Annotated in this window: 25 protein-coding genes; 15 read left to right on the top strand and 10 right to left on the bottom strand. The window is 47.9% G+C overall.

What is annotated here, in order from left to right:
- Positions 1-144 precede the first annotated feature (144 nt).
- From NDI52_RS20970 to NDI52_RS20960, 3 genes are all read right to left on the bottom strand, one after another.
- Positions 145-594, bottom strand: coding sequence for a hypothetical protein (locus NDI52_RS20970; RefSeq protein WP_190771796.1), 450 nt, complete (start codon positions 592-594; stop codon positions 145-147).
- 209 nt (positions 595-803) lie between these two features.
- Positions 804-1,682: a calcium-binding protein gene (locus NDI52_RS20965; RefSeq protein ID WP_190771797.1), complete on the bottom strand. Its 879-nt coding sequence runs from the start codon at positions 1,680-1,682 to the stop codon at positions 804-806.
- Between the two features lie 409 nt (positions 1,683-2,091).
- Positions 2,092-3,234 carry an acyl-CoA dehydrogenase family protein gene (locus NDI52_RS20960; RefSeq protein WP_190771798.1) on the bottom strand — a complete coding sequence of 381 codons (1,143 nt, stop codon included), beginning with the start codon at positions 3,232-3,234 and terminating at the stop codon, positions 2,092-2,094.
- A 713-nt stretch (positions 3,235-3,947) separates the two neighbouring features.
- On the opposite strand from NDI52_RS20960, the gene NDI52_RS20955 reads away from it, so the two are divergent.
- From NDI52_RS20955 to NDI52_RS20945, 3 genes are all read left to right on the top strand, one after another.
- Positions 3,948-7,613: an NB-ARC domain-containing protein gene (locus NDI52_RS20955; RefSeq protein ID WP_190771799.1), complete on the top strand. Its 3,666-nt coding sequence runs from the start codon at positions 3,948-3,950 to the stop codon at positions 7,611-7,613.
- 251 nt (positions 7,614-7,864) lie between these two features.
- Positions 7,865-8,041: a hypothetical protein gene (locus NDI52_RS20950; protein ID WP_190771800.1), complete on the top strand. Its 177-nt coding sequence runs from the start codon at positions 7,865-7,867 to the stop codon at positions 8,039-8,041.
- Positions 8,042-9,243: 1,202 nt separating this feature from the next.
- Positions 9,244-9,870, top strand: coding sequence for a transglutaminase family protein (locus NDI52_RS20945; protein ID WP_190772537.1), 627 nt, complete (start codon positions 9,244-9,246; stop codon positions 9,868-9,870).
- On the opposite strand, the gene NDI52_RS20940 is transcribed toward NDI52_RS20945, so the two are convergent.
- Positions 9,867-10,172: an SDR family NAD(P)-dependent oxidoreductase gene (locus NDI52_RS20940; RefSeq protein ID WP_199307985.1), complete on the bottom strand. Its 306-nt coding sequence runs from the start codon at positions 10,170-10,172 to the stop codon at positions 9,867-9,869. The genes NDI52_RS20945 and NDI52_RS20940 overlap by 4 nt on opposite strands.
- 218 nt (positions 10,173-10,390) lie before the next feature.
- On the opposite strand from NDI52_RS20940, the gene NDI52_RS20935 reads away from it, so the two are divergent.
- Both NDI52_RS20935 and NDI52_RS20930 read left to right on the top strand, forming a co-directional pair.
- Complete coding sequence (locus NDI52_RS20935; protein WP_190789474.1) at positions 10,391-11,311, top strand: AraC family transcriptional regulator; 921 nt, start codon at positions 10,391-10,393, stop codon at positions 11,309-11,311.
- A 20-nt stretch (positions 11,312-11,331) separates the two neighbouring features.
- On the top strand, positions 11,332-11,514 hold the full coding sequence (locus NDI52_RS20930) for a hypothetical protein (RefSeq protein WP_190772539.1): 183 nt from the start codon (positions 11,332-11,334) through the stop codon (positions 11,512-11,514).
- 91 nt (positions 11,515-11,605) lie between these two features.
- On the opposite strand, the gene NDI52_RS20925 is transcribed toward NDI52_RS20930, so the two are convergent.
- Positions 11,606-12,301 carry a cupin domain-containing protein gene (locus NDI52_RS20925; protein ID WP_190772540.1) on the bottom strand — a complete coding sequence of 232 codons (696 nt, stop codon included), beginning with the start codon at positions 12,299-12,301 and terminating at the stop codon, positions 11,606-11,608.
- Positions 12,298-12,534, bottom strand: a complete 237-nt coding sequence (locus NDI52_RS20920) for an SDR family oxidoreductase (protein WP_190772541.1) — start codon at positions 12,532-12,534, stop codon at positions 12,298-12,300. Before NDI52_RS20920 ends, NDI52_RS20925 begins: the two co-directional genes overlap by 4 nt.
- A gap of 626 nt (positions 12,535-13,160) precedes the next feature.
- Here NDI52_RS20920 and NDI52_RS20915 point away from each other — a divergent pair.
- Positions 13,161-13,451 (top strand): hypothetical protein, encoded by a 291-nt coding sequence (locus NDI52_RS20915; protein ID WP_190772542.1) that lies wholly within the window; start codon positions 13,161-13,163, stop codon positions 13,449-13,451.
- Between the two features lie 42 nt (positions 13,452-13,493).
- Here the strand turns inward: NDI52_RS20915 and NDI52_RS20910 are convergent, their stop codons facing one another.
- A complete protein-coding gene (locus tag NDI52_RS20910) occupies positions 13,494-13,751 on the bottom strand; it encodes a hypothetical protein (protein WP_190772543.1) in 258 nt (85 codons plus the stop codon).
- A 723-nt stretch (positions 13,752-14,474) separates the two neighbouring features.
- Here NDI52_RS20910 and NDI52_RS20905 point away from each other — a divergent pair.
- From NDI52_RS20905 to NDI52_RS20885, 5 genes are all read left to right on the top strand, one after another.
- Entirely contained in the window at positions 14,475-14,876 is a 402-nt protein-coding gene (locus NDI52_RS20905) for a nuclear transport factor 2 family protein (protein WP_190770270.1), read from the top strand.
- 49 nt (positions 14,877-14,925) lie between these two features.
- Positions 14,926-15,375, top strand: coding sequence for a cupin domain-containing protein (locus tag NDI52_RS20900; protein ID WP_190770269.1), 450 nt, complete (start codon positions 14,926-14,928; stop codon positions 15,373-15,375).
- Positions 15,320-15,598 (top strand): hypothetical protein, encoded by a 279-nt coding sequence (locus NDI52_RS20895; RefSeq protein ID WP_348254138.1) that lies wholly within the window; start codon positions 15,320-15,322, stop codon positions 15,596-15,598. The genes NDI52_RS20900 and NDI52_RS20895 overlap by 56 nt, the downstream gene beginning before the upstream one ends.
- 588 nt (positions 15,599-16,186) lie before the next feature.
- Complete coding sequence (locus NDI52_RS20890; RefSeq protein ID WP_171575679.1) at positions 16,187-16,408, top strand: Nif11-like leader peptide family natural product precursor; 222 nt, start codon at positions 16,187-16,189, stop codon at positions 16,406-16,408.
- Between the two features lie 81 nt (positions 16,409-16,489).
- Positions 16,490-16,702: a hypothetical protein gene (locus NDI52_RS20885; protein WP_190770268.1), complete on the top strand. Its 213-nt coding sequence runs from the start codon at positions 16,490-16,492 to the stop codon at positions 16,700-16,702.
- A gap of 500 nt (positions 16,703-17,202) precedes the next feature.
- On the opposite strand, the gene NDI52_RS20880 is transcribed toward NDI52_RS20885, so the two are convergent.
- Positions 17,203-17,529, bottom strand: coding sequence for an IS66 family transposase zinc-finger binding domain-containing protein (locus NDI52_RS20880; RefSeq protein WP_190770267.1), 327 nt, complete (start codon positions 17,527-17,529; stop codon positions 17,203-17,205).
- 152 nt (positions 17,530-17,681) lie between these two features.
- Between NDI52_RS20880 and NDI52_RS20875 the strand changes: the two genes are divergently transcribed.
- Entirely contained in the window at positions 17,682-18,794 is a 1,113-nt protein-coding gene (locus NDI52_RS20875; RefSeq protein WP_199307986.1) for a HAMP domain-containing sensor histidine kinase, read from the top strand.
- A gap of 458 nt (positions 18,795-19,252) precedes the next feature.
- Positions 19,253-19,471 (top strand): response regulator, encoded by a 219-nt coding sequence (locus NDI52_RS20870; RefSeq protein WP_206754960.1) that lies wholly within the window; start codon positions 19,253-19,255, stop codon positions 19,469-19,471.
- On the opposite strand, the gene NDI52_RS20865 is transcribed toward NDI52_RS20870, so the two are convergent.
- Positions 19,435-20,355 (bottom strand): protein-glutamate O-methyltransferase CheR, encoded by a 921-nt coding sequence (locus NDI52_RS20865; protein WP_190770265.1) that lies wholly within the window; start codon positions 20,353-20,355, stop codon positions 19,435-19,437. The two genes, NDI52_RS20870 and NDI52_RS20865, sit on opposite strands and share 37 nt — an antisense overlap.
- A 445-nt stretch (positions 20,356-20,800) precedes the next feature.
- Between NDI52_RS20865 and NDI52_RS20860 the strand changes: the two genes are divergently transcribed.
- Entirely contained in the window at positions 20,801-21,391 is a 591-nt protein-coding gene (locus tag NDI52_RS20860; RefSeq protein WP_190770264.1) for a hypothetical protein, read from the top strand.
- 155 nt (positions 21,392-21,546) lie between these two features.
- On the opposite strand, the gene NDI52_RS20855 is transcribed toward NDI52_RS20860, so the two are convergent.
- Positions 21,547-22,584: a chemotaxis protein CheB gene (locus NDI52_RS20855; protein WP_190770263.1), complete on the bottom strand. Its 1,038-nt coding sequence runs from the start codon at positions 22,582-22,584 to the stop codon at positions 21,547-21,549.
- A 424-nt stretch (positions 22,585-23,008) separates the two neighbouring features.
- On the opposite strand from NDI52_RS20855, the gene NDI52_RS20850 reads away from it, so the two are divergent.
- Complete coding sequence (locus NDI52_RS20850) at positions 23,009-25,993, top strand: chemotaxis protein CheB (protein WP_190770262.1); 2,985 nt, start codon at positions 23,009-23,011, stop codon at positions 25,991-25,993.
- The last annotated feature ends 16 nt before the right edge of the window (positions 25,994-26,009 follow it).

Raw genomic sequence — 26,009 nt, 5'->3', positions numbered from 1 at the left:
TTTACTAGGGTTGTGGGGTGTCAAGGATCGAACCTAGAATCAGGCAGAGGAGTCAACCACAAGAGCGATAATGTCGCCCTTGTGGTCAATTGCGGTGTCAGGGGTTGCAGAGCCTAGCCATATTTAGCCCTGCGGGTGTAAACGCTAGAGCGAACTACCGGAACAGTAGCTATTGAATTCGCTGACGAGAGCTGTTTCCTGGCTCTGACCTGCCTGAATGGTATTCAGTGCTTGTTTCATTGCTGGCAGGTCTTTTTTCTCGATTGCGGCCGCCTCATCACGCAGTCCTTGATCAGCAGATTTATAAAGTTCCACAAAACGAGTTTGGAATCCTTGCAGTTTCTCGTCACTCAACGTTATCGCTTGCATATCGTTACTCAGTTGATCAAGCTGACCAGCCATATCCATCAAGAGGCTGGGATCTGAACTGGATTCCGCTTTTTGGCCAAACTCTTGACCAAGTGTGGCAGCTTGATTAGCAACAGCGGTCATTTTATTGCACTGTGCAACTTTAGTCTCGCTACAGCTAACGAAGGATACGCTCAGACCAAGCGTAAGCGAGATTACGCTGATGCGTTGTAATGTTAGATTCATGATTGTCTCCAGTGATTTGATAGAATTAAACGCTCAATAGCAAATATTTCGTAACTGAAGTCTGTGTTTCCTTGGAGAATTGACAGAAGGAACTGTGGAAAAGAAACGCGATCGCACTTCAGTAGGGAGGATCTAAGGAGCGATCGCAGCACTTGAAAAAGTACTCAAGTTAACACGATAAAAATCAATTCAACAGACTTGCCCACAGCTCAATACCAGAGAGTGTCTTGGCTCATGATGTAACCACTGCCGGAAACATCTTGCAGAACAGCAATCAGGTCACCATTCAGGTAGATCCCGGTGTCTAGGGCAGATGTTCCAACGCCATAATTCGCAACTCCCCCGGTGTACAAGTTGCTTCCTCTCATGACCAGCTTATCTCCCTCGTAGTTCTTGAAGTCAGCGATCAGCGCATAACTATCACCTAGATAGTTGTATCCATAGAATTCAGATCCTAAGTAGAACTGATCAGCTCCACTACCACCCACCAGGGTGTCAAACTGACCGATGCCACCATCACCGTAATCGAAACCCACAAGCATATCGTTGCCAGCTCCGCCAAGGAGGAAGTCGCTGCCACCTCCAGCGTAAAGAACATCGTCATCGTCCCCTCCATCAAGGTAATCGTTACCAGCTTCACTCAAGAGAACATCACGGCCAAATTCGCCATAGAGAATGTCGTGATCATCGCCGCCGAAAAGGGTATCGTGACCGAAGGAGCCATACAAGAAATCGCTTCCATACTCGCCGTAGAGGATGTCGTTGCCAGCATAGCCGTCAAGGGTGTCGTTGCCAGTCCACCCATACAAGGTATCGTCCCCATAACCACCGAAAATGGAATCGTTGCCACCCCATCCATAGAAGAAATCGTTGCCGTCTCCTCCATTCAGATAATCGTTGCCGTCTCCCCCATCTAGCCCGTCGTTGCCATCGCCGCCAAAGAGGGTGTCGTTACCATAGCCGCCTTCAAGATAGTCGTGGCCAGAGTAACCAATTAAGGAATCGTTACCATCACCTCCATAAAGGGAGTCATTGCTATTTGTTCCATAGAGGGTATCGTCGTAGTATGTACCGTACTTCTTGGCCATTGAACTTTTTCCTTCTCAGTAAGTAGTTGAGGTTTATAGGGTTTAGATGGATGGTTTTGGTTTGCAACCCGGAGAAGACTTCTGAGCTGCAATGAACCGTGAATGTATCGATCGAGGTTATGGAAACACCTTGAATTTGTAGCCGTAACGTATCTCTCTCATGCAACAATGCGTTAATAGGCAAAGCGTTACCAGACAAGCGTCTGGTTTCTTGATCGGTTTAATGAGGCGATCGCCATTGGCAAACTAACTTGTTGTCAACGGCTTCTCAGTGGGCGGATAACTCTGTCTTACTGGGTTCACTTCCGATATGTGCAACGGATTGTGCTGCTGAAGAATCTATTGCAATGACATGAGGTGTTGCGGAATAAATTTTGGAAATCATGGTGCTTCTCTTTGTGAAGAGTGACTAAGCGTGATCAACCGTCCAGTTCAGAGCGAGTTGTCCGCTCAGACGACGTTGTTCTCCATCTCGCAAGGGATGATAGCGCGCACCCTGGGCATCCCGGAACAGTTGTTCAATGCCCTTGGAGCGGTAGAAGGCAGTGCCGCCTGTTGCTTCCATGGCCAGGTCTACCACGTTTAGGACAGCACGAGCGACCAAGGCTCGACCCGTCATAATCTGGTTTGTGGTTTCCAATCCGGGTTGGCTAGAGGCAGCAACTGCGATGATGTGATTGAGTGCTAGATGAGCTGCGGTGAGTTCGTTTTCTAAACCACCAACCAAATAGGTAAGATGACTATCCTGTGGGCGCTTTTTAACCTGCTCAAGGGTGCGATCGCGAGCTGCTTGAGCAACGCCAACATACACCGAGTAAACCAACGGAAAGGCAATCATCGAGATGGTATGAAACAATGGATGCCATTTCCCTTGCGGACGCTTACCGGCAATGCTGGCATCCGCAACAAATACATTGGAGAGGATAATGTCATGAGAACCGGTACTGCGCATTCCTAGCGCTCTCCAGGTTGACTCGATCGCCACTCCTGATGCAGACATGGGAACGGCAAAATGTAAGACGGTTGCGCCTGCATCTGGATCATCGTAAATCGCGCTGGTCATCAGCAAATCGCCAACTGGTGCGCCACTGGCAAACACCTTGCGGGCATTAATCACAAAACCACCTTCTACCCGTTCAGCCTGCCCTGAACCTTCCAGCCAATCCGAACCCCCACTACTGAGGATAATGATGTTCTCGTTGGCAACGCGTCTGAGTAAACCTTCGACAGGGGCGTTTTGATGTTCCCATCGCCAGGCAGCCGTTGCTACTTGATGAGTGTGCATGGCAAACGCGAGTGCCGTTGAACCGCAGTGTTGACCCAGGTTATACAGGACTTCGCAAAGCTCAGAATGGTTTAATCCAGCACCACCGAATGCTTGTGGCACACCCAGCGACACAAATCCATGTGCTTTTAAGTCAGCATAATTCTCAAAGACGAAGCGATCGCTCTCATCCATGTGTTGGGATCGTTCAGCAAACTGCATCCCTAACTGTTGAACCAGTTCCAACCAATGAGTTTTAGAGGATGAATCGTGATAAGTAATAAGCATTACAGTTCTCCGGAAGAAATGGGTTATTTTGGGCAGTTCATGGCAAATCAGCAGAGCCCATGCCTACGGTTCGTTGCCCCGTTGGCAAATAGGATTTTCCAAACTTGAAAAAGCTTTTTTTGAGACTTAAGCCTGTAATGTTTGGAGGCTTTAAAACACTTGAATGATAAATTGTAGAAATACTCTCCTAAGAGCAGAAACTCTTTTTGCAATTCATCCATTTCATAGTTTTATTGATGCCTTGTTGTGTTTTTTGAACTCTATGTTTATGACTATAATTTGTGATTTTATATATGTCGTTACAGAAAAGGTCTGGAGTTAGCATTAACAAAAGCTCCTCTATCTCTTGCTTGGCTAAGATTTCTTCGCAAATTACTGATTCTTCACCCGATCGCACAGCCCTCCTCACCCATCTGGGGGATACTCTCAAGAGGCTGAAAATCACCTAAAATCACCCAAAGCTATACTCTGACAGTGGTCGTTAAAAGTGTGAGAAAAAACCTCTAAAAAAACTGAAGTTCTGGAAAGTTCAGTTATTGGTCGCCTCATGTTGATAAAGCAGTTGGATGTCAAAATATTCATAAATTGCCAATAGATAGAAGTTCATAATTTTGCGTCAGAAAAAACGTTATAGAAAGATTGCGGAGGTAAAACAACCTGATAGAATTTGGTACATTTCTAGTTGAGCCAACGTATAACTAGGTACACGATTGATGAACGTGGAGAAGGGATTTGAAGTCGCCAATGCGATCGTCGTGGCAAAAACTAGGCGACGGCTTAGTCCTGTTGAAATTGCAATCTTAAGTGGCTCATGGCAAGGGCAAACCTATGAAGAAATTGCCAGGAGTACTAACTACGCTGCCAGTTACTTGAAACGATATGCAGGACCGAAACTCTGGCAACTACTTTCTGATGTACTCGGTGAAGAGGTCAGCAAGACTAACTTCCGAGCTTCGCTAGAACATTACTGGCGGCAAGGTAACCAAGAAGTTGGAGAAGTCGCTAGAGAACTAGAGAACCAACAAGCTAGAACACAAGAAGCTGGAAAACAGGTTAGTGAAGATAGGGTAGATTTTTTCACGACTGTTCCCTGTGTTGATTGGGGTGAAGCGCCGGATGTTTCCCACTTCTATGGGCGCACCTCAGAACTGGACACCCTGAAACAGCGGATTTTGCAAGACCGTTGCCGCTTAGTGAACATTTTGGGCATGGGTGGTATTGGCAAAAGTGCCTTGTCGGTCAAGTTTGCTGAGGAAATTCAGGATCAGTTTACCCATGTAATTTGGCGATCGCTCCGCAACGCCCCACCCCTTGAGACCTTACTGGGTGATTTGGTACCGTTCTTATCGAATCAACAGGAAACCAAACTGGGATTGAGCCAACTACTCAACTGCCTGAGGCACTCTCGTTGCTTAATCATTCTCGATAATTTAGAAACGATATTGGATGCCAGGCAAGTTGGACAATTCCGCAGTGGGTTTGAAGCCTACGGGGAATTAGTGAAGGCTGTTGCAGAAGCGAGACATCAAAGTTGCCTGGTGTTAACGAGCCGTGAGAAACCTGCAGAGATTGTCATCCTGGAGGGGGAGCAATCAGCAGTGCGATCGATGAAACTTGACGGTTCCCCAGAGGCAGCACAGTTCATTATTCAAGCCAAGCAATTAATCGGCACAGCCGCACAGAAACACTTATTAGCTGAGCATTATAGTAACAGCCCATTGGCGCTGAAAATTGTTGCGACCTCAATTCAAGAATTGTTCGATAGCCATATTGAAGATTTCCTGCAAGAGGATACGCTGGTTTTTAACGGAATTCGACGGTTGCTGGATCAGCAGTTCAGTCGCCTGTCTGCTCTAGAGCAAAGCATTATGTATTGGTTAGCCATTCATCGAGAGTGGACTGGAATCGCCGAATTACAAACCGATATTGTTCCGGTTATCCGCAAAGATCAATTACTGGAAAGTTTAGAATCTTTGAGATTTCGGTGTTTGATCGAACAACAGGGATCGTGCTTTACCCAGCAGCCTGTGGTGATGGAATACGTGACTGAGAAGCTCCTGACCATTGCACAACATGAAATTGAGCAGCAAACATTGCAGATCTTAAAAACTCACGCGTTACTCAAAGCGGAGGCGGTAGACTACATTCGTGAAAGCCAGAGACAATTAATCTTAGAACCGTTGATGGGCCGGCTGATGACACAGTTGGGTAATGGTGATGCGATCGAGTATCATCTCCGGCAACTGATCCGTCAATGTCAGCAAGCATCCGTGCAGCGTCCCCAAGGGGAGATCGCTCCACCAGACGATTATGTAGCAGGTAATCTGTTGAACCTCCTCAGTCATCTGAAAGCGGATTTAACCGGAGCCGATCTGTCAGGTTTGACACTACGGCAGGCGGATTTAACCGATACGCCGCTGCATCAGGTGAATCTGTCGAATACCCACTTAAGTCACACCCGGTTTGCCGAATCTATCACTGACATTTTAGGCGTAGCGGTCAGCTCTGATGGTACTTTGGTGGCGATGACAGGCTTGAATGGGATGGTGTTTCTCTACGATCTCAGAACTGGGCAGTGGGTGAATTCTTGGTCAGCCCATCAAGGCTGGACGTTGATGGTTGTCTTTACAGCAGATGGCAAAACCTTCTTTACGGGAAGCCATGACCAACGGATCGCGCAATGGGATGTAGCAACTGGGCAATGCCTCCATCAATGGCAGACAGATAGCCCAGTTTGGCGTTTGGCACTCAGTGCAGATGGACAATGGCTCGCTAGTGGTCACGAGGATCAGACTGCTCGGCTTTGGCACCTTCAGACGAAGCAACAACTCAAGGTGCTCAATCATCCAGGGTCGGTCCGAGGTTTAGCATTTCATCCCCAAACCCATCATCTGGCAACAGGTGGTAGCGATCACACAATCGCACTGTGGGATTGTGCAACCGGAGAATGTTTAGTGACCTTTGTCGGACATAAAAACATAATCTGGGACGTAAGTTTCAGCTCTAGAGGTAATTATCTAGCCAGTGCAAGTTCGGATGGGTCTGTGAAACTCTGGAATAGCAAAACTGGAGAATGCCTGCACACACTGCAAGCCGACTTTGAACCGAGCAATCGCACTCAGATCCAACAAGTCAATCGAGTGCGGTTTAGCCCCGACGATCGCCTCCTTGCTTGTGCTTGCCATGACTCGACGGTGCGTCTGTGGGATGTCGCGAGTGGGAAGTTGCTCCGCACGCTGCAAGGGCATCGAGCTGGGATTTGGTCACTGGCGTTTAGTCCGCAGGGAGACACCTTAATTAGCGGCGGTGAGTCCGCACAGGTAAAAATTTGGCAGGTGGAATCGGGGCGCTGTATGAGAACGTTGCAGGGCGAGCCATCGGGTCACCATACCATTGCCTTAAATCCGATCGGCACTTTACTGGTAAGCGGTGGTGATGATGCGCAACTCCGGCTTTGGTCAGTCGCAACTGGAACATGCTTGCGGTCATTTGCAGGCCATGGAATGAAGATTATGACGAGTGCGGTTCATCCTGAGGCGGAGCGCATTGTCACGGGTGGTTTGGAGGGGTTAGTCAAACTGTGGGATTTTCAGGGGCATTGTTTACACACCTTCAAAGCCCATGAGAGCTGGATTTTTGGGGTGATCTTTCATCCCACCCAACCCCTGGTTGCCAGTTGTGGAGTTGATTCGACAATTCGCTTTTGGTGTATGAAAACTGGAAATCCAGTACATACGGTTGTGCTGCCAGAAGGCTCAACTTGTGTATTGACGATCGCATTCCACCCGCACGGGCAAATCTTTGCCAGTGGTAGTGATGATGGCTTAGTGCGATTGTGGGATGATACCTCTAAAACCGTGTTGCGAGAATTGTCGGGTCATACGGCTTATCCCTGGTGCTTGACGTTTCATCCGCAAGGAGAACTGCTTGCCAGCGGCGCACACGACGGAACCGTGAAACTTTGGGAGGTCAGTTCTGGGAACTGCGTGGCGACCTTCAGCGAGTTGTCTGGCGTGCCGATGTCGGTCAGCTTTAGCCCGGATGGAGAGTTGCTGGCAGTGGGGTGCGATCGCACCATCTACATCTGGGATGTCTCCACACGCCAATGTGTGAAGCAACTGGAAGGACATAGCAATGTTGTGTCCTCAGTGGTGTTCCATCCCAATCGAAGCTCTACGTTGATCAGTGCAAGTTACGACGAAACCATTCGCTTTTGGGATATCGAAGCCGGTGAATGTCTGAAAATTTTGCGTCCCGAGCGGCTCTATGAAGGCATGAACATTCAGGGAGTGACAGGTTTAAGCAACGGCCAGAAAGCCGTATTAGAACAGTTGGGAGCGATCGAAGAGAATTTTCAGAATGGCCTGTCCGAAATATAGAAGGGAAAGAAAAAGGACGGTGGAACAGAGTTTTTGGTTTTGTCGCAAGAATTTTTAATGACGAGTGCTCCATATCATTTGTTCCTACTGCCAAGGTGTTTTTGTTGAGGCATGGGCGATCGCTCAGTCCTTGCGTTCTACCGTATCTACAACCCTTTAAATCTGCCAAGTATTTATACTTATTGCAATTAAGTCATAGATAAAATTCAATAGTCTAAAGGCTTTCTATAGATTTCTTCCTGGCTCAGTCCATGAATCCCTATTCGCCAGGTCCGCAAAGTAGCCTCTCTCACTGGTTCACCCGCTATCATGAAGCTTGTGCCGCGATCGCCCGATATGTAGCCAGCATGTCAATAGATGACCCGGAGCTACAACAACTGATTGTTCAATGGCGATCTATTCAGCAAGAGCGCAGCCAGGGTGAGTAAGACGTCCTGTTCTTGTTTTTTGTTAGCAATTTTGTTTGGTTTTGGTGGAGAGCGATCGCCCTATAGCCTTCCCAGCCAGAGGTATAGCAGAAAATGCTTAGGTCGGTTTACTCTGTTTGCACAAGCTTTCCCTGTGTTTTTTAAAGCTTAAGTTCGAGCCCTATTCCTTCTATTCGTTCATTAGGAGGCAAGTTCTTGCAAGACCTAACGTGGCTTATTAACCTTCCTCCAGCAGCGCGGGAATGACTTTAGCTGGCTAGCTGCTCTTCCTCCTCAGAACCGCAAAACGTCTGGTTTTGTGGATTGTTACCTGAATTCCTTGGCAGCTCCTCGCCTACCCGACGATGAATTTTACATGCGTGGGTGGAATGAAGCTCAGATGTTAGGCATTAGAGCAGGAGACAATCAGTTGAGGAATTCTCTCCTCTCTTCCCAGGAATCAGGCTGTGGGCTTTGACGCAGCTGATTCCAGGTTTAGTATGGCTTTGAAAATCCCAATGACCACTGCCTTTTGTTGTAATATTCCTTATCAATACTCTGGACAGTTTTTCTGAAACCGTTGATTTTGCGTGCGCGAAGCGCACGCAAAATCAACGGTTTCAGAAAAACTGTCCGAACTAATGCTTATGCAGCCGAACTCAGCTTGATTGAACGTTGAGGGTGAGTAGCAAAGTAGTAGAATCCCCCAATATTTTCGCGGGTTTTTGCCGTAGCAATATGGTTTAGGGGATGGGATGATGACAATTAAGACAATATTTAACGGGATTAGCTTGCTCGGTCATACGGGTGAGCTTTTTATTAGGCACCGTACTCGAAAAAACGGACCGATGGTGCCCGCTACGGTGAGTCATTTGGTGAGGCGATCGCCATCCACCCTCAGTTATGTTGCAAAAACTGGTGAGTGGTAAGGAGATTTCTGAGAAACAATATCCCCATTATTTGGAAAAAAGGCGCGGCGAAGCCGCGCCTTTTTCCAAATAATGGGGAAGTTCTTATCTGGAAATCTTCTAAGGTAAATGGTCCTGAGGTCTGCCGAACCATTCGCTTGCACACGGACCGTAGTCGTTTTTTTGTTGAGTTCGAGGGATTACCAGCGGCGGGTGAAGCGGAACGTCAGCTGGCTTTGTTTCTGGGTGAAGGCAGTCCCTTGAAGTTATCGTTTAATCGCTTAGAATTAGCTTGCAGGGTTTGTAGCAACTGATATGGAAGAATATCTAAAAGCTAGTGAAGTTATTGATTGGCAACATCTCGAAGTCGTTGAGCTTGCCAAACAAATTGCATCAGGGCATCAAACATCAACGGCGATCGCAAAAGCATGCTTCGAGTGGGTGCGAGATGAAATTCATCACAGCGTTGACTATCAAATGAACCCTGTAACTTGTCGCGCTTCTGATGTTCTTAAATACAAAACCGGTTATTGCTATGCTAAGAGCCATTTGCTAGCAGCATTACTACGGGCAAACCGGATTCCCACAGGATTTTGCTATCAGCGGTTGAGTATTGATGATAAAGGTGCCCCATACAGCCTACATGGCTTCAACGCTATCTACCTACCTGAACTTGGTTGGTATCGCGTTGATGCAAGGGGCAACAAAGAAGGAGTGAATGCTCAATTTTCTCCTCCTCAAGAACAGCTAGCGTTTGAGATTCAGTTTCCTCAAGAGGCGGATTTTCACGCAATTCTTTCTGAGCCACTTCGGATCGTCGTAGAGGCGTTACAAGCACAAGCTACGTGGGACGGCATGCTTCAGAATCTTCCAGACATTTCGTTGGAGTCTGCAAAGGATTATGGTCTTGTGATGGATAGTGAGCAGGTACCAGTCAGCTAACAATATGCTCTGGAGCCGACGGGGTCAAGAAATTTGGGTAAGTATTTGCTTTGTTTCCTAATTGACGATACATCGATTTGCCCAAAGTGCTCCAATCCTGCTGCAACTGCCGCTTGCACCTGAGCCTCGTCGGTAATATCGAGGCTGAGCGTCAATACATTTGGGTTCGACTCGAATTGACTCAGATCAGTCTTTTTGCGGGCGGTTGCAATTAATTGGTCTCCTGCTGCCAAAACGGCTTTCGCGATTTCGGCACCAATTCCACGAGAAGCACCTGTAATGAACCATGTTTTCTGAGTCATCTGTCTATCTCCTTTATTGCCTTATTCTTGCATTGCCTTTTGGCATGGGTTCATCATAGGTTTTAGGCAAAAGGTTCTAAATACACAAACTTTGCAGATTATTGCCTAATCTTCTCGAACAGGAGGAGAGTGTTCAAAAGAATTCTCTATAATAGGCACAGCAAAACGATCAGAGAAATATCTTACAATCCCTCACAAAGCGTTTACGAGGACCTGGTATGGCAGATGAATTCCTAAAGCGCGAGACTACGATTGATGCCTGTCAGAAACTGGCCCAATTAGTGGACCGCCATACCCATGGCAGAGGAAACGGCATCCATTCAACGGCGATCGCTCAGTTGGAATTGATGCGGGAATCTGTGGCTCCTACGGCGCTCCGCGCTGTGTATGAACCAACGCTTTGTATTATTCTTCAGGGCAGGAAAGAAACTTTACTGGGACAGGAAACCTATCACTATGGTGCGGCTCAATATATTGTTGTCACTGTAGATCTGCCGCTAAGTGGAAATATTGTCGAAGCGACACCGGACCAGCCGTATCTATGCTTTAAGTTAAACCTGGACGCGACTGAGCTTTGGCATATTATCGACCAACTTCAGCGCAGTCCCAATCAAAAAGAAAGTTCAGTGAGAGGCTTATTTGTAAGCGATGCCAATACCCGATTGATTGAGTGTGCTACCCGGCTCACACGGCTTCTAGATACGCCCGAGGATATTCCATTCCTGGCACCGATGATGATTCGCGAAATCTATTACCGTCTATTAATGGGCGACCAGAATGAAGCAGTCTGGCAGATTGCGACCTCCGGCAGCTATATGCAGCGCATTGCCGAGGTGATTAAACAGATCAAAACTGAGTTTACAAAACCATTGAGCATGGAGGATTTAGCAAAGCAAGCGAGGATGTCTTCTGCCTCATTTCATCGGCACTTTAAGGCAGTGACCTCAATGAGTCCATTGCAATATCAAAAGCAGTTGAGGTTATTGGAAGCCCGTCGCCTGATGCTGGCTGAAGATGTGGATGCAACCCGTGCCGCGTATCAAGTGGGTTATGAGAGCCCTTCTCAGTTCAATCGCGAATACTCTCGCATGTTTGGTGCGCCACCGAAGAAGGATGTTGATCGTTTACGAGTTGCCTGAGGATTAGGAGATTTCCAGTAATGAAATTACCCCCCAGAATGTTGGTGCTTTGCCCGCTTCGCGGGCAAAGCACCAACATTCTGGGTAAATTCTTATGCAGAAACCTCCTTAACGGTGGAGCGATCGCTGAGATTAACGTTAAGCTGAGCGGTTCTGCACATAACAAGCCCTGCTGCACTGGAACGAATCTGAGCGATCGTTGAGCTGCAACCATCGCTGCGTCCGGCGAGTAGGAACGTTAGCTACGACGCACAAATCCCTCCGATGATTACAACACCAGACATCACTTTCTAGCTACTGGGTAACTATCGCTGTTGGAAACGTCGGTTCGATGGTTGAGGGAAGATGCCCTGTTTTCACATAAATTAAGGCACCCGATTGGCTAAAGGGAGTGTGACGGCTACCGCTGGGGTTACGCAGCCAGGTTCCCCTGGGATACACCCCAAATTCATCCTCAAACACTCCATCCAGGACGAAGATTTCCTCTCCGCCAAGATGGCTATGATGCTTAAACTGAGTACCCGGTGTCCACTTCACCAGGGCTACATTTTCAGACCCAAAACTGTGAAGTGGCATTACCTCTAGCCCGTCTACCAAGCCAGGAAACCAGCCGGCTTGGTTCGTATTAATGACAACTCGCTGCTGATCATGTGGGTGCATTTGCCAAAGTTTGACCAGAATCGTTGTGCCATTTTGGCTGAATGGCGTGTGAGTGGAACCGACGGGATTGCGAATATACGTTCCAGCAGGATAGTCTCCATATTCATCGGAGAAAGTTCCTTCTAAAACAAAAAACTCTTCCCCACCCCCATGGTTGTGGGCTGAGAAATGGCTATTTGGCCCATATCGGACGATGGACGTAGCACGAGCAACCTCCTCCCCATCCCGCTCCAGCATTCGTCGCTGGACACCGGGCATGGGAGAGTCAATCCAGGGAAGTTCTTCACTGGGGATGACCACTCGCTGGCTCAAGTCTGCATGTAATTTCATCGTTTGGTTTTCCTGAAAAGTGAGTGCACAGCCGGAGACACCGCATTCACGCGGATGCCTTGACTCGCAAGTTCCATGGCGAGGTGTTGTGTCAGGGAGTGAAGTCCTGACTTTTGCAATTCGGTGACGGCTGCCTGGAGTTTTTCGGCTCGTTTACCAATCAAGACGACAGAACCGTCCCCTTGCAACAGCAATTGAGCGACACTTTTGCCAATGCCACTGGTGCCACCCATCACAATCAGTTTTTGTCCTTCAAATGGCTGATCATAAGATTACCTCCTGGAGAATGGAATAATAATTACTCCAGTTACTTTTGTCACCCTAAAAAAGGGGGGTTTCCGGTATGAAATAGGAGTAAAACCACGGTAAGTATTCTCACTCTAAAAAATGTAATCTGGAATACGTTCCTGATAAATGGGGTTGAAATGAGTAACTTTAGCTGGCTAGCTGATCTTCCTCCTCGGAACCGCAAATCAGCGGGTTTTGTAGACCATTACCTTAATTCTTTCGCATCCCCTCGACTGCCCCATGATGAAGCCTATATGCGTGGGTGGGATGAGGCCAAAGGAATAGGCGCTAGAGCTCAGCACACACAAATTACTGCCCACTAACCCTACATTTGCTCTTGACAGCTGGGTTTTGGGCGATCGCTCCTGCCTCCTCCAACACCAAGGGCTGGCTCAACCCCGGCCCGATGCCACATCTACAATCGGCTGGAGAAACTGAGTCAACAAACAGAACTCCTCAGATCTGAAATATTGGCAGAAATCGTCGAAATTCTTGCAAGGCCCTCAAACGGGAAAGAGTAGCGATCGCTGAAACAAACGGTAGGCGATAAATCCTCCATGGGAAATGGCAAATGTGGCAGTGGCTGCAAACTTTGCAAAGCACAATCTATAGGCGCAAAACATTAGTCAAAGCACCACCAAAAACATTGCTTCATACTGCCCATCGAGCAGTGGTTACTCAAGTTCTGTCTGATTCACTGGCTGTTGATGTGTCAGAGTCCAGCTTGTTTTATCGTTCCATTGAGGGTAAAGTTATCTGCCGCTCGATTGTATCGGGTGACATTCGATGGGAATCAATAGATGATGCTTACCCTTTGCGTGTGAGCGACAAGGGCTCAAAACCTTTTGTAATGACTTATTAGCGATCGCCCTTCCACCCCCTAAACCATCCTCTGACCGGAAGTTTAGTAGCCGACCCTTTTTTCTCCATACTTTTCCAGCAGTTCAGCAATGAGGGAATCTTTCCCAACTGCACGCCACGTTTCGTATTTATAGCGCTCCGTACGCGAGAAGCTGTTATGAAGCTCTTCTCCACATTGCACTGTGAGGAGCCGATCCAGGGGCGGTTCAACGTCCTCCTGCTCAACAGAGTATAGATCAGTTCCAACAACCCACCCGCCAGGGGTAAGGTGCCACTCTCGGCAACTGCGACTTACAGACATTGAACCGCACCCTTTTCCAGTAAATTTCAGTATCTTACCCTGCCCCTAATCGGTAAGGCAGCGGCGCGATCGCTATTCATTGTACCAAAGGTGAGAATAGCAGCTTGGCTAACCATGATGATTACAGCAATTCTCAGTATGGGCATCAAAGCCAAGAGTTCACGCCCTACGGGCGTGAACTCTTGGCTTTGATGCCCGAAAACCGCGCGCCTTTGGCGCGCGGTTTTCGGGCCTGATTTCAAAATGAGAATTGCTGTGATGATTAACAACAATGTAGAAAATATCCGTAATAGAGAAAAATTACTTCATAATACAGGTGCGCTCTTAACCTGGTACTGTGGTGTGTCGCCTCGCCAGAACTCTGACCGTAAGAACAAATCTCTACAAGTTTCTAATCGGGTTTCCGGCCTCTCGCCTCTCGCCCCTTTGCGGCACCTAACTCATACGAAGGAGCTTCGCAGCCTCAAGTGGCTCTGGCGGGCAGTAACCCTTTAGCCAATATTTGGCTACTGAATCCCGAACGCGCTCTACAGATGCCGATTCGACCAAAGCTCATTATCGGTGCTGTTGGGGATAAGTGGCTTCTTAACTTCCTAATTTGCCTGGTATTGATTCTGCTGAATTTATAAGCTATCTGCATACAGCGCTTTACTTCAATTGAACAACCAGCCAAAACTGCAAATTTAAAAGAAGTGCCAGAAATTTTTGAATAGGAACAAAATTATGACGATTTCACAAGTAACTGGTCACAATGCGCAGCTTGACATCGCTCGTCGTTTCCACGCAGCACTTGTTACTCGTGACTGGAGTGCAATCCATGCTCTCCTAACAGACGATGCTCAGTGGACACTACCGGGAAACAACACGATCTCAGGTACCGCTAACGGATCCGACGCAGTAGTCGATCGTGCCCGCAAAATTGCAGACTATGGGCTGAAGTTTGAGCTACTGCATATTCTGGTGAGCCGAAACAATGTAGCGCTGTCTCTACACAACACGGCACAACAAGATGAGCGCATACTCGACGAGCATCTCGCTACAGTCTGTCAGCTCAAGAAGGGCAAAATCGCTGCGATCGAAACATTTCTCTCGGATGTTGATGGCATGAACGCCTTCTTTGTTTAAGTCAGAAGTGTGAGCATTCAGGCAGCTATCTATTAATAGGAGTAATTTCATGACGCAATCATTCTGGTTTTTTGGTTCTCACCTCACTATTGTTGCTGATCACACCACAACTGGAGGTAAATATGACCTGATTGAAGGCTATTTCCCACCTGGCTCACAAACTCCTCCCCATCTCCACACTCGCTATTCCGAACAGCTCTACGTGCTGGAAGGAGAATTCACCGTCTGGGCAGGGGAGAACAAGATGGTGCTAAAGGCGGGTGAAAGCTTCCTGATTCCAATTGGTACACCTCATGTTGTTGCAGCACTCGGCGATCAGCCCGCTCGTGGGTTGATTGTTGCTGCACCCAGTGCTTTTGCTCGGCTGATTGAAGCAGCAGGGACACAGAACGAAAACGAGCCATCGGATATGGGGCTGTTCGATCGTATTTCTTTCGAAATTGGTGACGAAATTCTGGGTATGCCCGGAGATTTGCCCCTCACATCAACCCAGGTTTAATAACTCCCACATTCTGGAAAAACAGTTATCATTATGGCTCAAGGGAATAAAACTACCCACTGCTGAAGGGATTGACTACCAGCAGTTGGTCACCGATACCACTGGATTTAGCGACTATCTGGAGCGACAAATCGCTGAGCATTCTGAATTGTTTCCAGCACGTATTGGAGAAGGCGATCGCAATGTCATCTCTTTTATGCTTTCACGAGTTCGGAACCTATAGCTAGTTGAACTTTTTCTGATAGCCAGGGTGTACACGCAAGTATTTCAGCCGTTTTTAAGATCAATATACGGAAAGATTCCATTGATTTTCCATATACGGAAGAACAATGGAATTTTTCTGTATATCTATCCCTGCCCTATCCCATATCAAGGCTTCTAGAGACAATCAAGGACAAAAAGCCGAAAGTTTCGGCTTTTTGTCTCAAGAAATACGAAAGAGTAAGGCTTCCAGTCATTTTCTTGGAGTATTATACGGAAAGATTCCATTGAATAAGTAGTTATACGTAACCGATACGCCGATTGAGTCCGTTGAGATTGTCTGGTTGCGATCGCCCTTTTGAAGGGGCAGTATGCAGTAGGGAGTGTGGAGGTTAAGATTTTGCGGTCATGAATATTTAACGTAGAGCATTTAAGATGATAAATTATAGCAATCCTAAATGGTTCATGAATTTTGGGATCCCATTTCAATCCTGAAATGCTTATCGGTCAACGGTTTCGGTCGTTAGATTTTTTACAAATGATTTAGAACTGCTATATAAGTCTGATCACAAGTTCGCAACACCAAAGAGCGAGAATAGGAGTTTCAAATATGGCTTTAGATCAACTCGAGGCATTTTTAAAGAAAATGCAGTCTGAACCTGCACTTAAAAATGAGGTGCTTGCTTCATCAACAGCAGATGAAGTTGCACAAATAGCACTAAAGCTTGGTTTTGAATTTTCAGGTGATGAATTATTGAGAATGTCAGGTAAGAAAGTTGGCAGGGTTACGGTTAAAAGAAAGGATCTTCCTGGAGAGTACTGGGGGAATTGAGCGATCGCTCTACCCAAGCTCAGATCGCACCCAAAACCCATCCAATAGACTAAGACAGAAACAGATAACCAATCTTGGTGAATGGTCAAAGCAAATTGGGATAAAGAAAAACTGAGCGAAAATTGGACTCTTTTACCAACCGAATTAAATCTGGTTGGTAAAAAGTTAGCACGAATCATCGCTTTTACTTCTGGCGATCGCCAAGTCTCAGGAATTTTATCTCGAACACTATGCGCGGTTACTTCAAGGATTAGCATCGCCATCATTACCCTAGCAGAATTGTTGATTTCTTAGCGCCGCCAACCATAGACTTGAGATGTTGGAGGAGCGCACCGCATAACAACGCCCATGCACACCGACCGCCGAAAGTTGATCGGTTATGGCAGAGGATACCTGCGGCGGTTGATGGGCAACGTTAGACCTCATTTCTCGTAAAGTCATAAGTTCTGGAATTCAAAGAAAAATGGGAAGTTACGATCAAGAAATAGCTAGTTTGGTCAACTTATGTCTCCTGGCAAGAAAGAGGAAACTACTTTAGAGAAGCAGTCAGCCGACCCAGATTCTTGGATATGGGCGTTTTGGGCAGGAGTAATACTAACTATTTTGTAACTACTCAGGTTAAAGAGCAGGGAGGACAGGGTTTCCAGCAAAGACGTGTTGGAGAGTCTTTAGCACATCAATGCCTTGCTTTCTCACATCAGTTTGCCACCCGCAGACCTGTCTCATCAGAATGCCCCACCTCAGCTTGTTGGATGACGACCTTCAGCCCTTGCTCAACCAATTCCAATTGCTCATCACAATGGGTATGCGTTGTACAGTGTTTCCTCCGAAAGCTCACACCCAACCACGTCCCGCAATAGGTCGCAGACCCGCATCGAAGGTAGCAGTTGTCCTACCATCAGGTACACCATCAACCCTGTGATCCCGCTGCCATACTGCACCACGCTGTTCACTTCGCTGGGAAATGTGGCTTGATTGAGGACTCCACAACAAGGGCACCGTTTCTCCTCGACTTGGTGTTCGCTTACCCACAAGCGCAACGGAGGTAAATCATGCACCTGACGTAAGACCCAATCGACCGCAACATCATGCAGTCCTTGTCCACACCCCTCACACTGCATAACTGCTCAAGATTCTTCTCCCTGTAAGGGTTTCAGGCTAATTGCCTCTCATCGCAGTCACACTCATGATCCCTTATTGAGGTGAACCTAACCACACTCAACATGAAATTTGCCTATACTTTCACTGAGGTAAGGGTTAAAAAGGAGATCTGATGGTTCATCCAGCGTCTGAGCGGCTTCAGCAAAATGCAGATCGAATCATGCACTTGTGGGAGGAGCGGGCACGGAATGAAATCAGTGCCTCTCTGCATCACAACTCGCTGATCTTGCAAAATTCACTACCCCAGTACTTGGACTTCCTCGTTACTGAACTGTCAACCACCATTGAACGCACACCGACTCGAATTAACGCCGATAAAGTGGAAAGCGATCGCATTGGCAGAAAACATGGACGCGAACGAGCAGGATATGCGGATTACTCAATCACTCAATTAATCTTGGAGTATCACATTCTCCGCCAGGTCATCTTTCAGGTGCTAGAAGAAGAAACACCCCTAACCTCACGGGAACGAGACATTATCATCACGTCTATTGAGCAAGCCGTCAATGATGCGGCAACGCAGTTCTCAGAAACGTTGAGCGAGATTCAAGAGTTGTTTATGGTGACACTGACCCATGATCTGAAAAACCCTCTGAATGTGATGAAAATGGGTACACAACTGGTTCTACGCCGCTTTGAGCCAGGGGATACGTACTTTGATGTCACCGCTAGAATGCTCGGTGCGATCGATCGACTCGACACGATGATTCAAAATTTGCTGGATGCGAGTCGGTTACGGGCAGGACAGGGATTGAGTCTGTCATTGGAGAATTGCGATTTAGAGCAACTCATTCGCGACATTGTAGAAGACTTAAACTTCGCGTATGAAAAACGCTTTGTGCTGTTTTCAGATGGCGCAGTTGAAACCCGTTGTAGTCGTAAGGAGCTACAACGGGTAATTGAAAATATCGCCACGAATGCAGTGAAATATGGTGCGCCTGATAGGCCAATCACTCTCACACTGCAATACACGGCAACGACAGTCCGCATCACGATTCATAACGAAGGTCAGCCTATTCCTCCAGAAGCACAGTCCATTCTCTTTCAGCAATTTCGCCGTACCAAGACTGCTGGAGAGCAAAAAGGATGGGGCTTGGGCTTATTTGTGTCGAAGAGCTTGATTGAAGCCCATCAAGGAATTATTGAGGTTGAAAGTTCAGAGGATAAGGGGACAAGCTTTATCATCACGTTGCCAATCGTCTCGACCGAGACAATTCAACCGTAGAGGTAATTCCCTTAATGGTTCTCTACCAAATTGGTTCTTGTGATCTCCTGCTAAAATCAAGCCCGTGAGAGACGCCAGCAAACAGGCTCGTAATTAATGTAAAAGTAGCGTGATTGGATAAAGCGTAATGTGAGCTCTGAGTGGTTGAGTCAGCAAATGAATGCGTTAAGTGAGCGAGTGCGTGCCCCCCTGCATGATGACGCTTATGATGACTCGTTCCCACTCCAGCACTGTTGCCCCAAGATCTGCCAGAGCTGAGTAATTCTCTAGAAGAACTGCGAATATCTCAAGAGGCAATGAATCTGCGAGTTTAGTGTCAGGAGATAGCCTCACAGCCTGAGCAATGTGTATGTGCTGGGGATGATGAAGCCGATAATCGCGACCTGTTGACCGTTGTGCTAGAGCAGGCTGGAGCCACGGTTTGATCCACCGCTTTGGTCAATGAAGCTTTGCAGGGGATGCAACAGTCGCAGCCTGATGTGTTGATTAGCAATGTGGGGATGCCAGGGCAGCATAGCTATGCGTTGCTTCGTCAGGTGCGGAATGAGTCTGATCGAGTCGGTATGGTTCCGGCGATCGCCCCTACCGCATACTCTACAGAAAAAGACCGCAAACAGTTATTAGAGGCAGGCTTTCAGCTTCACCTCTCTAAGTCTGGCTCTAACCCTCTCGCATAAATTTTTTGCTTCAAACTGACCGATCTGAAAAGCTGTCGCTGATGGAGTACCATCTCTGTCTGACCTAAAAAGAGAAAGCCAGTGGGATTAAGGACAGAATGAAAGCGAGTGAGGATGAAATTTTGAGCCTCCGGCGTAAAATACATCAACACATTACGGCAGATGAGTAAATCAATGGCAGGCAGGGGATTATCCCTCATCAGGTCATGCCGCTCAAATGTGACGAGGCGGGCAAGATCGGGAGAGAAACGAAGCTCTGGGGAGAAAACTGAATCTTGTCCGGTTGGCTTGAAGTATTTCTCTAACAGATTGGGAGGAAGCCCAATCGTATCTAAACTATTGTAAATACCGCTCTGTGCTTGCTGGAGCGCATCTGGATCGGCATCCGTGGCATAACACTGAATTCGCTGCTGACAAAATTCAACCCCTAAATTTTCTGCCAATAAGATTAAAAGGCTATAAATTTCTGCTCCGGTGGCACACCCTGCGCTCCAGATGCGAATCGGTTCATCGGATGGCTTACAGTCAATAATTTTAGGAATAATTTCGGTGGCTAGATAAATCCAGGCATTGCGATCGCGGAAAAAAGCCGTAAAGTTGATTAGAACATCATTTAGCAGAGCCAGGTGTTCTTCTGGATGACTTTGCAAACACTGTAGGTAGTTTTCATAGGTATCAATGTAAATTCGGTGCATTCGATGCCGAAATCGGCGCATCAACGTCGAGCGTTTATAGTGCGTTAAGTCGCACGCTCGGCTGTTCTTGAGGTAGTCCAACAGGGTTTCAAATTCTAGACTGGCTTCATCGGGGTTTTGAAACCGCTTCCCCCCTGAAGGCTCTGTATCGTACAAGTAGCTATTCTCGGAGTGATTTGGAACAAACATATGGCACTCCTCGCGCAGGCTTTGAGTACGAATCACATATAGCCTTAGACTGAGGTTACCGCTTGCGTACGAATTGGAAAGGGTTACGTTAAAAAAATTAACCTTTTTTTAGTAATCCAACTCTAAGGAGATTTCCAGATAAGAACTTCCCCATTATTTGGGAAAAAGGCGCGGCGAAGCCGCGCCTTTTTCCCAAATAATGGGGATATTGTTTCTCAGAAATCTCCTAAGAATCTTTGTGGTGCTGAATGGAGGTATGACATGGAATGCTAAACTATGGCTTCACATTCCATGTCATACCTCCATTCAGCACGGGGAGAATTTTTTCTGTCACGTTGTCAGCCGCTATCAGCCTATGATTCGTGAGTAAAACCTAGAATAGAGCGAATAGATACGAATCTATATTATCTTTAGACTGAGATCGTCATTTGCGTACGAATTAAGTATGTCTTCGTCCGAAAAACTTCAAGCTACCCTGAATGCCCTCAATACCCAACGAGCAAAGATCATCGGGGAAGGCTGGTTTTTGCAACATTGCTGGTTAGTGCAGGTCAAGCCCGGAGGCACTGCCCACACCGACTCTAAGTATTGGCAGGTGAGGAGCCGTCAACCGCTGTTTAATGGCAAGACCCTGAAGCACCTCAGAGCTGAGGAGGTGGAGGATTATAAGGCGGCGATCGCCCGAGGTCGGCAGATCACGCAGGTCGATCGGCAGATTAAGAAACTTCAACAACAGCTCAGTCAACAGGCTTCTACAGCAGATGTCTCAGGAGACGTTTCAATTCTCTCCCGATCAACCCCACAGGAAACGTCCCTCCCGGTGCCCATGCTGGTAGGTAGTTCTCAGCGATCGCCAAAAGAATCGGTAGAACAGCCTCTAGTAAAATTCGCTGATCTGGCCGAGCAGGAGTGCCTTGTTAAAGAAGTGCTTGCGAGTAGTCAGGCATTGAGAGCTTCACTGCGCCAGTCAGTTGCGCTTTGCAAACAGTTAGGGGCAAGGAATACTGACCTGAGAAAAGGGCATCCCCGCGCTTAGGATCACGAACAAAATAACCTGTAATTCTTGTTGTGAGAGGGGCAGCTTTGCCGCCCCTCTCACAACAAGAATTACAGGTGAATAAATACGCGATCCTTAGTAGGCGTGAAGCATACTTTGCTTGGCACAGGCGAGGCGATCGCCCCCTACGAATCCTAAATTTCTTCTGTAAGCTTTAATTTTTCAGCCAAATTGTCTTGGCTTAATACTTCGTTGCCCATCACGGCTTGCCGAACTAATTTCGCTCGTTGTTGAGCGTCCTCAGCTTTTTTCAATAGCAGGTCTGCCGCTTCCGGCTCATTCATCTCACGTAGATGACTGGCGGTATGCTTCATTAACATCTCACTAGCTTCGATCGTGCGGATGCCATCCCAAAGGGTTTCTTCGATGGATTGGGTTACTTCCGCTAAAAGGGAATTGAGCGAATAGGCGTGCCCGGTATGGCAGCGAAAGCGCAGCAGGTTTCCTTCTTTTAACTGCAACAGTACGCCGTGACATTCAGGACAGGTAAAGGGAGACAGATCGCCTAGCCTCATGATGCCCATCTCCAGCCCATTGTCTTCTCGCGCCACGCCCACTTCAACACCCATCTTTTCAGACACCGGACTTTCCTCCTGCTCAGGAATCTCTTTGTTTACTAAATCCCCTAACAACGCTCCTATTTGGCTGATCGGTACACAATAATCGACTTCTACTGCTTGCAGTGCCGCCCTGGGCATGGAGGGGTACAGGGCTTCGATTGGGTCTTGAACAATTGCAATGCCGCCACGCTCTTTGATGGCATATAGCCCAGCCGCACCATCATCCAGACTGCCCGTTAACACAATGCCAATGACTCGTGTGCCATACGACCAGGCAGCCGAGCGAAACAAAACATCCACAGCCGGACGAAAGCGGTTTTCTTTGGGGCCCCGCGAGAGCCGAACTGTCCCTGGCTCCACCAACAAATGATGATCGGGGGGAGCGACATAAATATGACCCGAGCGAATGGGTTCCTGGTCAACGGCTTGCGTCACGGAGAGGGGGGTGAGCCGCGCCAAAATTTGGGGTAACAGGCTTGGGTTGTCTGGAGAGATATGCCAAACGATGAAGATTGCCGCAGGAAAGTTAGAGAGCAGTTGAGAAATCAGCGTTTCAAAGGCTCTGAGTCCTCCAGCTGATGCACCGATGACGATAATGTCTGGCTTTGGCACGCAACGCTCCTGCTCATCGTGAGTTTCGGGCAACGCCTAGACTCAGAAGCTAACATACTCTTTCAGCAGATAATACTTCCTCAGGGTTAGTTTATCGCGCTGTGCGGGTTGATTAAGTACGGTGGTGTGGGACACTTCGTGCCCCACACCACCGTTGCTGTACTTAACGCACTTACACATTGCTATATAGCGGGATTCAGGTTTATTCAGTACAGAAGGTGGTGTGTGGCGCGTCGCGCCCCACACCACCTTCTGTACCTAGCGCACTTACACATTGCTATAAGTTAGAGGTAATGTATGCGGTAGCAAAGTCCAGGTTGACGGCATCTTCTCAGCACCTCAGCAGATTCGTTCTGTCACCGCAGTTCCGTCACAATATAAGTAAGCGATCGCCCTTACGTTTGCAAGATAGTAGTGACGACACATGCCACCCAGACGCGGTTCCAAAAAGCCTTCATCCAATGCTTTCGATCAACCCCCTCAGCCACCGCAGAGCAGTGGCAATCCAACAGACAACCCTTCTAAGTTATTTCCGGTGGTGGGAATTGGAGCTTCGGCTGGAGGTTTGGAAGCGTTCACCCAATTGCTGAATCATTTGTCAACCGATACGGGCATGGCCTTTGTCCTGATTCAACATATGCCTGCCCATCCTGAAAGCGCGTTGAGTGCGATTCTGGCGAGAGCGACCCAAATGCCCGTGCAGGAAGTGCAGGACGGCATGGTGGTAGCTCCCAATCAGGTGTATGTGATTCCGCCCAATTTTTCGATGACGATCGCGCAAGGGGTCTTAAGACTAGAGCCTCGTTCAAAGGCAAATGGCGTATTTATGTCGGTCGATATGTTTTTGCTCTCCCTGGCAGAGGAGCGGGGCAACAAGGCGATCGGCGTTATTCTATCGGGGGGCGATTCGGATGGGACTCGGGGCATTCAAGCCATCAAAGGGGCTGGGGGTGTCACCTTTGCTCAATGTGAGAATACGGCACAGGTCGGTAGTATGCCCAATACGGCGATCGCCACAGGTCAGGTAGACTTCGTTTTACCGCCCGATCAAATTGCTGCGAAACTGGCAGAAATCAGTCTGCACCCTTACATCACTCAAACCCCCCCGCCTCTTGAATTAGAAGCCATCCCAGCCGAGAATGAGAATTCTCTCACGGTGATCTTTAGTTTGCTGCGAAAGGCAACGGGCGTTGACTTTACCCACTACAAACAAACCACCTTAGGTCGCCGCATTCAGCGCCGGATGGTGCTGTACAGGCTAGAGAGTCTGGAGGATTACGCTCGTTATCTTCAGAGCAACCCGCCAGAGGTGATCGCGCTCTATCAAGATTGCTTGATTCATGTCACCAGTTTCTTTCGTGACCCGGAAAGCTTTGATGCTTTAAAAAATCTGGTTTTTCCTGCCATTTTGAAAGAGCGATCGCCCGGTAATCCGATTCGGATCTGGGTAGCGGGCTGTTCCACCGGGGAAGAAGCGTACTCGATCGCCATCTGTCTGCTGGAGTTTCTCGCGGATCAGCAGCCCCGTGTGCCGATCCAAATTTATGCCACGGATATCAGTGAGACAGCGATCGAACATGCCCGTAGCGGCATCTACACCGTTAGCCAGGTTGCCAATGTTTCCCCCCAACGGCTCTATCGGTTTTTTGCCCAGGTGGAGGGGGGCTACCAGGTCAGTAAGGCGGTGCGCGAGGTGTGTGTCTTTGCCCGACAAAACCTGATCAGTGATCCGCCCTTTTCGCGGCTGGACTTAATTAGCTGTCGCAATGTGTTGATTTATCTGGGCAATCCTTTGCAGAAAAAGCTCTTGCCCATTCTGCATTATGGCTTGAAGCCCACAGGCTTTCTCATGGTCGGCACCTCAGAAACGGTGGGGGATTTTACAGACCTGTTTGCGTTGTGTGACAAAAAGAACAAAATTTACGCCAAAAAACTCACAACGGCTCGCCCCAACCTGGATCTGACTGCCAGTTCGTATCCTTCAACCATCATGGAGCCTCAACCGCTGGAACCTGAGCATCTCCCTAACGATCTGGAGTTGCAACGAGAAGCCGATCGCATTGTGTTGAATGAATACGCTCCTGCTGGGGTGGTGGTGGATAGCAACCTGGAGATTCTGCAATTTCGCGGCAAGACCAGCCCTTATCTGGAGCCGATTCCCGGTCGTGCCAGCTTAAATTTGCTGAGAATGACCAAAGGAGAATTGCGGCGAGAGTTAGAGTCGGCGATGTATCAGGCAAAACAGCAGAAGTTGCCCGTTAAACGAGACGGCTTACAGGTGCGAGAATCCGATCGCATTCGATCGATTACGATCAATGTCACACCGCTTCAGGTGGGGCAGAACCAGTCGTGCTTTTTAGTGCTGTTTGAAAGTGCTACAACGCTGGAGTTAACCGCTGCACCCGGCGATGGCAGCCCCTCTACTAAACGCAAGACCCCTGATGTGCAGGAGATCGATCGGCTCAAGCAAGAACTGACGATGACCCGCGAACATCTGCAATCGATCATTGAGGAGCAGCAAGCCACCAATCAAGATTTGCGGGCGGCCAATGAAGAAATTTTGTCAAGCAATGAAGAATTGCAAAGCACGAATGAGGAACTGGAAACGGCAAAAGAAGAAATCCAGGCGGCAAATGAAGAACTGAACACCGTCAATGATGAACTGCGCCGCCGCACGCAAGAAGCCACTCAAATCAGCAATGATTTACAGAATTTGCTCAACAGCATTCATATTCCGATCTTGATGCTGGGGTCGGATCTGCAAATTCGGCAATTTACCCCCGCAATGGAAGGGATCTTTAACCTGATCTCAACCGACATTGGGCGACCCCTGAGCGACATCACTCACAAGCTAAACGTGCCCAACCTGGAGCAGCAAATTTTAGAGGTGATTCGGACGCTCAACTTAAAAACTCAGGAGATCCAGGACCGAGACGGACGCTGGTATCATCTGCGAATTCGCCCCTATCGCACCGTAGACAACAAAATTGATGGGGCAGTGCTGGTATTGATTGACATTGACGACCTCAAACGCAGTAATGCTCAGTTGATAGAAGCGAGAAACTATGCGGATGCGATCGTTGAAACGGTCTGGGAACCGCTGATTGTGTTAAATGGCGACTTGCAAGTGATCACCGCCAATCATTCGTTCTATGAAAAATTTCAGGTTTCAATGGTGCAAACCGAGGAGCATTCAATTTTTGAACTGGGTAACGGACAGTGGAATATTCCCCAACTGCGATCGCAACTCGAAGAGATTATTACCAGCAGTACCCCGTTTCAAGATTTTCGGGTTGAGCATCAGTTTGACCATATCGGGCATAAAGTCATGCGACTCAAGGCTCGCAAAATGTCGATGAGTAACAATGCTCAGATGATTTTGCTGGCGATCGAAGACATCACAGAGTAAAGTCAGTTAGAAGCGG

The sequence above is a fragment of the Leptolyngbya sp. PL-A3 genome (assembly GCF_039962325.1).
In the GTDB taxonomy this organism is placed as follows: domain Bacteria; phylum Cyanobacteriota; class Cyanobacteriia; order Elainellales; family Elainellaceae; genus Vacuolonema.
The sequence above is the reverse complement of the archived record's forward strand: the minus strand, read 5'-3'. Positions and strand labels throughout refer to the sequence as shown.

Bases quoted from the DNA above. Each gene is read 5' to 3' on its own strand.
- NDI52_RS20925 (WP_190772540.1), bottom strand. From the start codon at position 12,301: ATGAAATTACATGCAGACTTGAGCCAGCGAGTGGTCATCCCCAGTGAA.
- NDI52_RS20930 (WP_190772539.1), top strand. From the start codon at position 11,332: ATGAAATTACCCCCCAGAATGTTGGTGCTTTGCCCGCTTCGCGGGCAA.
- NDI52_RS20905 (WP_190770270.1), top strand. From the start codon at position 14,475: ATGACGATTTCACAAGTAACTGGTCACAATGCGCAGCTTGACATCGCT.
- NDI52_RS20920 (WP_190772541.1), bottom strand. From the start codon at position 12,534: ATGGGTGGCACCAGTGGCATTGGCAAAAGTGTCGCTCAATTGCTGTTG.
- NDI52_RS20910 (WP_190772543.1), bottom strand. From the start codon at position 13,751: ATGTCTGTAAGTCGCAGTTGCCGAGAGTGGCACCTTACCCCTGGCGGG.
- NDI52_RS20945 (WP_190772537.1), top strand. From the start codon at position 9,244: ATGGAAGAATATCTAAAAGCTAGTGAAGTTATTGATTGGCAACATCTC.
- NDI52_RS20860 (WP_190770264.1), top strand. From the start codon at position 20,801: ATGTCTTCGTCCGAAAAACTTCAAGCTACCCTGAATGCCCTCAATACC.
- NDI52_RS20850 (WP_190770262.1), top strand. From the start codon at position 23,009: ATGCCACCCAGACGCGGTTCCAAAAAGCCTTCATCCAATGCTTTCGAT.
- NDI52_RS20875 (WP_199307986.1), top strand. From the start codon at position 17,682: ATGGTTCATCCAGCGTCTGAGCGGCTTCAGCAAAATGCAGATCGAATC.
- NDI52_RS20960 (WP_190771798.1), bottom strand. From the start codon at position 3,234: ATGCTTATTACTTATCACGATTCATCCTCTAAAACTCATTGGTTGGAA.
- NDI52_RS20965 (WP_190771797.1), bottom strand. From the start codon at position 1,682: ATGGCCAAGAAGTACGGTACATACTACGACGATACCCTCTATGGAACA.
- NDI52_RS20950 (WP_190771800.1), top strand. From the start codon at position 7,865: ATGAATCCCTATTCGCCAGGTCCGCAAAGTAGCCTCTCTCACTGGTTC.
- NDI52_RS20890 (WP_171575679.1), top strand. From the start codon at position 16,187: ATGGCTTTAGATCAACTCGAGGCATTTTTAAAGAAAATGCAGTCTGAA.
- NDI52_RS20870 (WP_206754960.1), top strand. From the start codon at position 19,253: ATGCAACAGTCGCAGCCTGATGTGTTGATTAGCAATGTGGGGATGCCA.
- NDI52_RS20935 (WP_190789474.1), top strand. From the start codon at position 10,391: ATGGCAGATGAATTCCTAAAGCGCGAGACTACGATTGATGCCTGTCAG.
- NDI52_RS20955 (WP_190771799.1), top strand. From the start codon at position 3,948: ATGAACGTGGAGAAGGGATTTGAAGTCGCCAATGCGATCGTCGTGGCA.
- NDI52_RS20915 (WP_190772542.1), top strand. From the start codon at position 13,161: ATGTGGCAGTGGCTGCAAACTTTGCAAAGCACAATCTATAGGCGCAAA.
- NDI52_RS20885 (WP_190770268.1), top strand. From the start codon at position 16,490: ATGGTCAAAGCAAATTGGGATAAAGAAAAACTGAGCGAAAATTGGACT.
- NDI52_RS20940 (WP_199307985.1), bottom strand. From the start codon at position 10,172: ATGACTCAGAAAACATGGTTCATTACAGGTGCTTCTCGTGGAATTGGT.
- NDI52_RS20900 (WP_190770269.1), top strand. From the start codon at position 14,926: ATGACGCAATCATTCTGGTTTTTTGGTTCTCACCTCACTATTGTTGCT.
- NDI52_RS20970 (WP_190771796.1), bottom strand. From the start codon at position 594: ATGAATCTAACATTACAACGCATCAGCGTAATCTCGCTTACGCTTGGT.
- NDI52_RS20880 (WP_190770267.1), bottom strand. From the start codon at position 17,529: ATGCAGTGTGAGGGGTGTGGACAAGGACTGCATGATGTTGCGGTCGAT.
- NDI52_RS20865 (WP_190770265.1), bottom strand. From the start codon at position 20,355: ATGTTTGTTCCAAATCACTCCGAGAATAGCTACTTGTACGATACAGAG.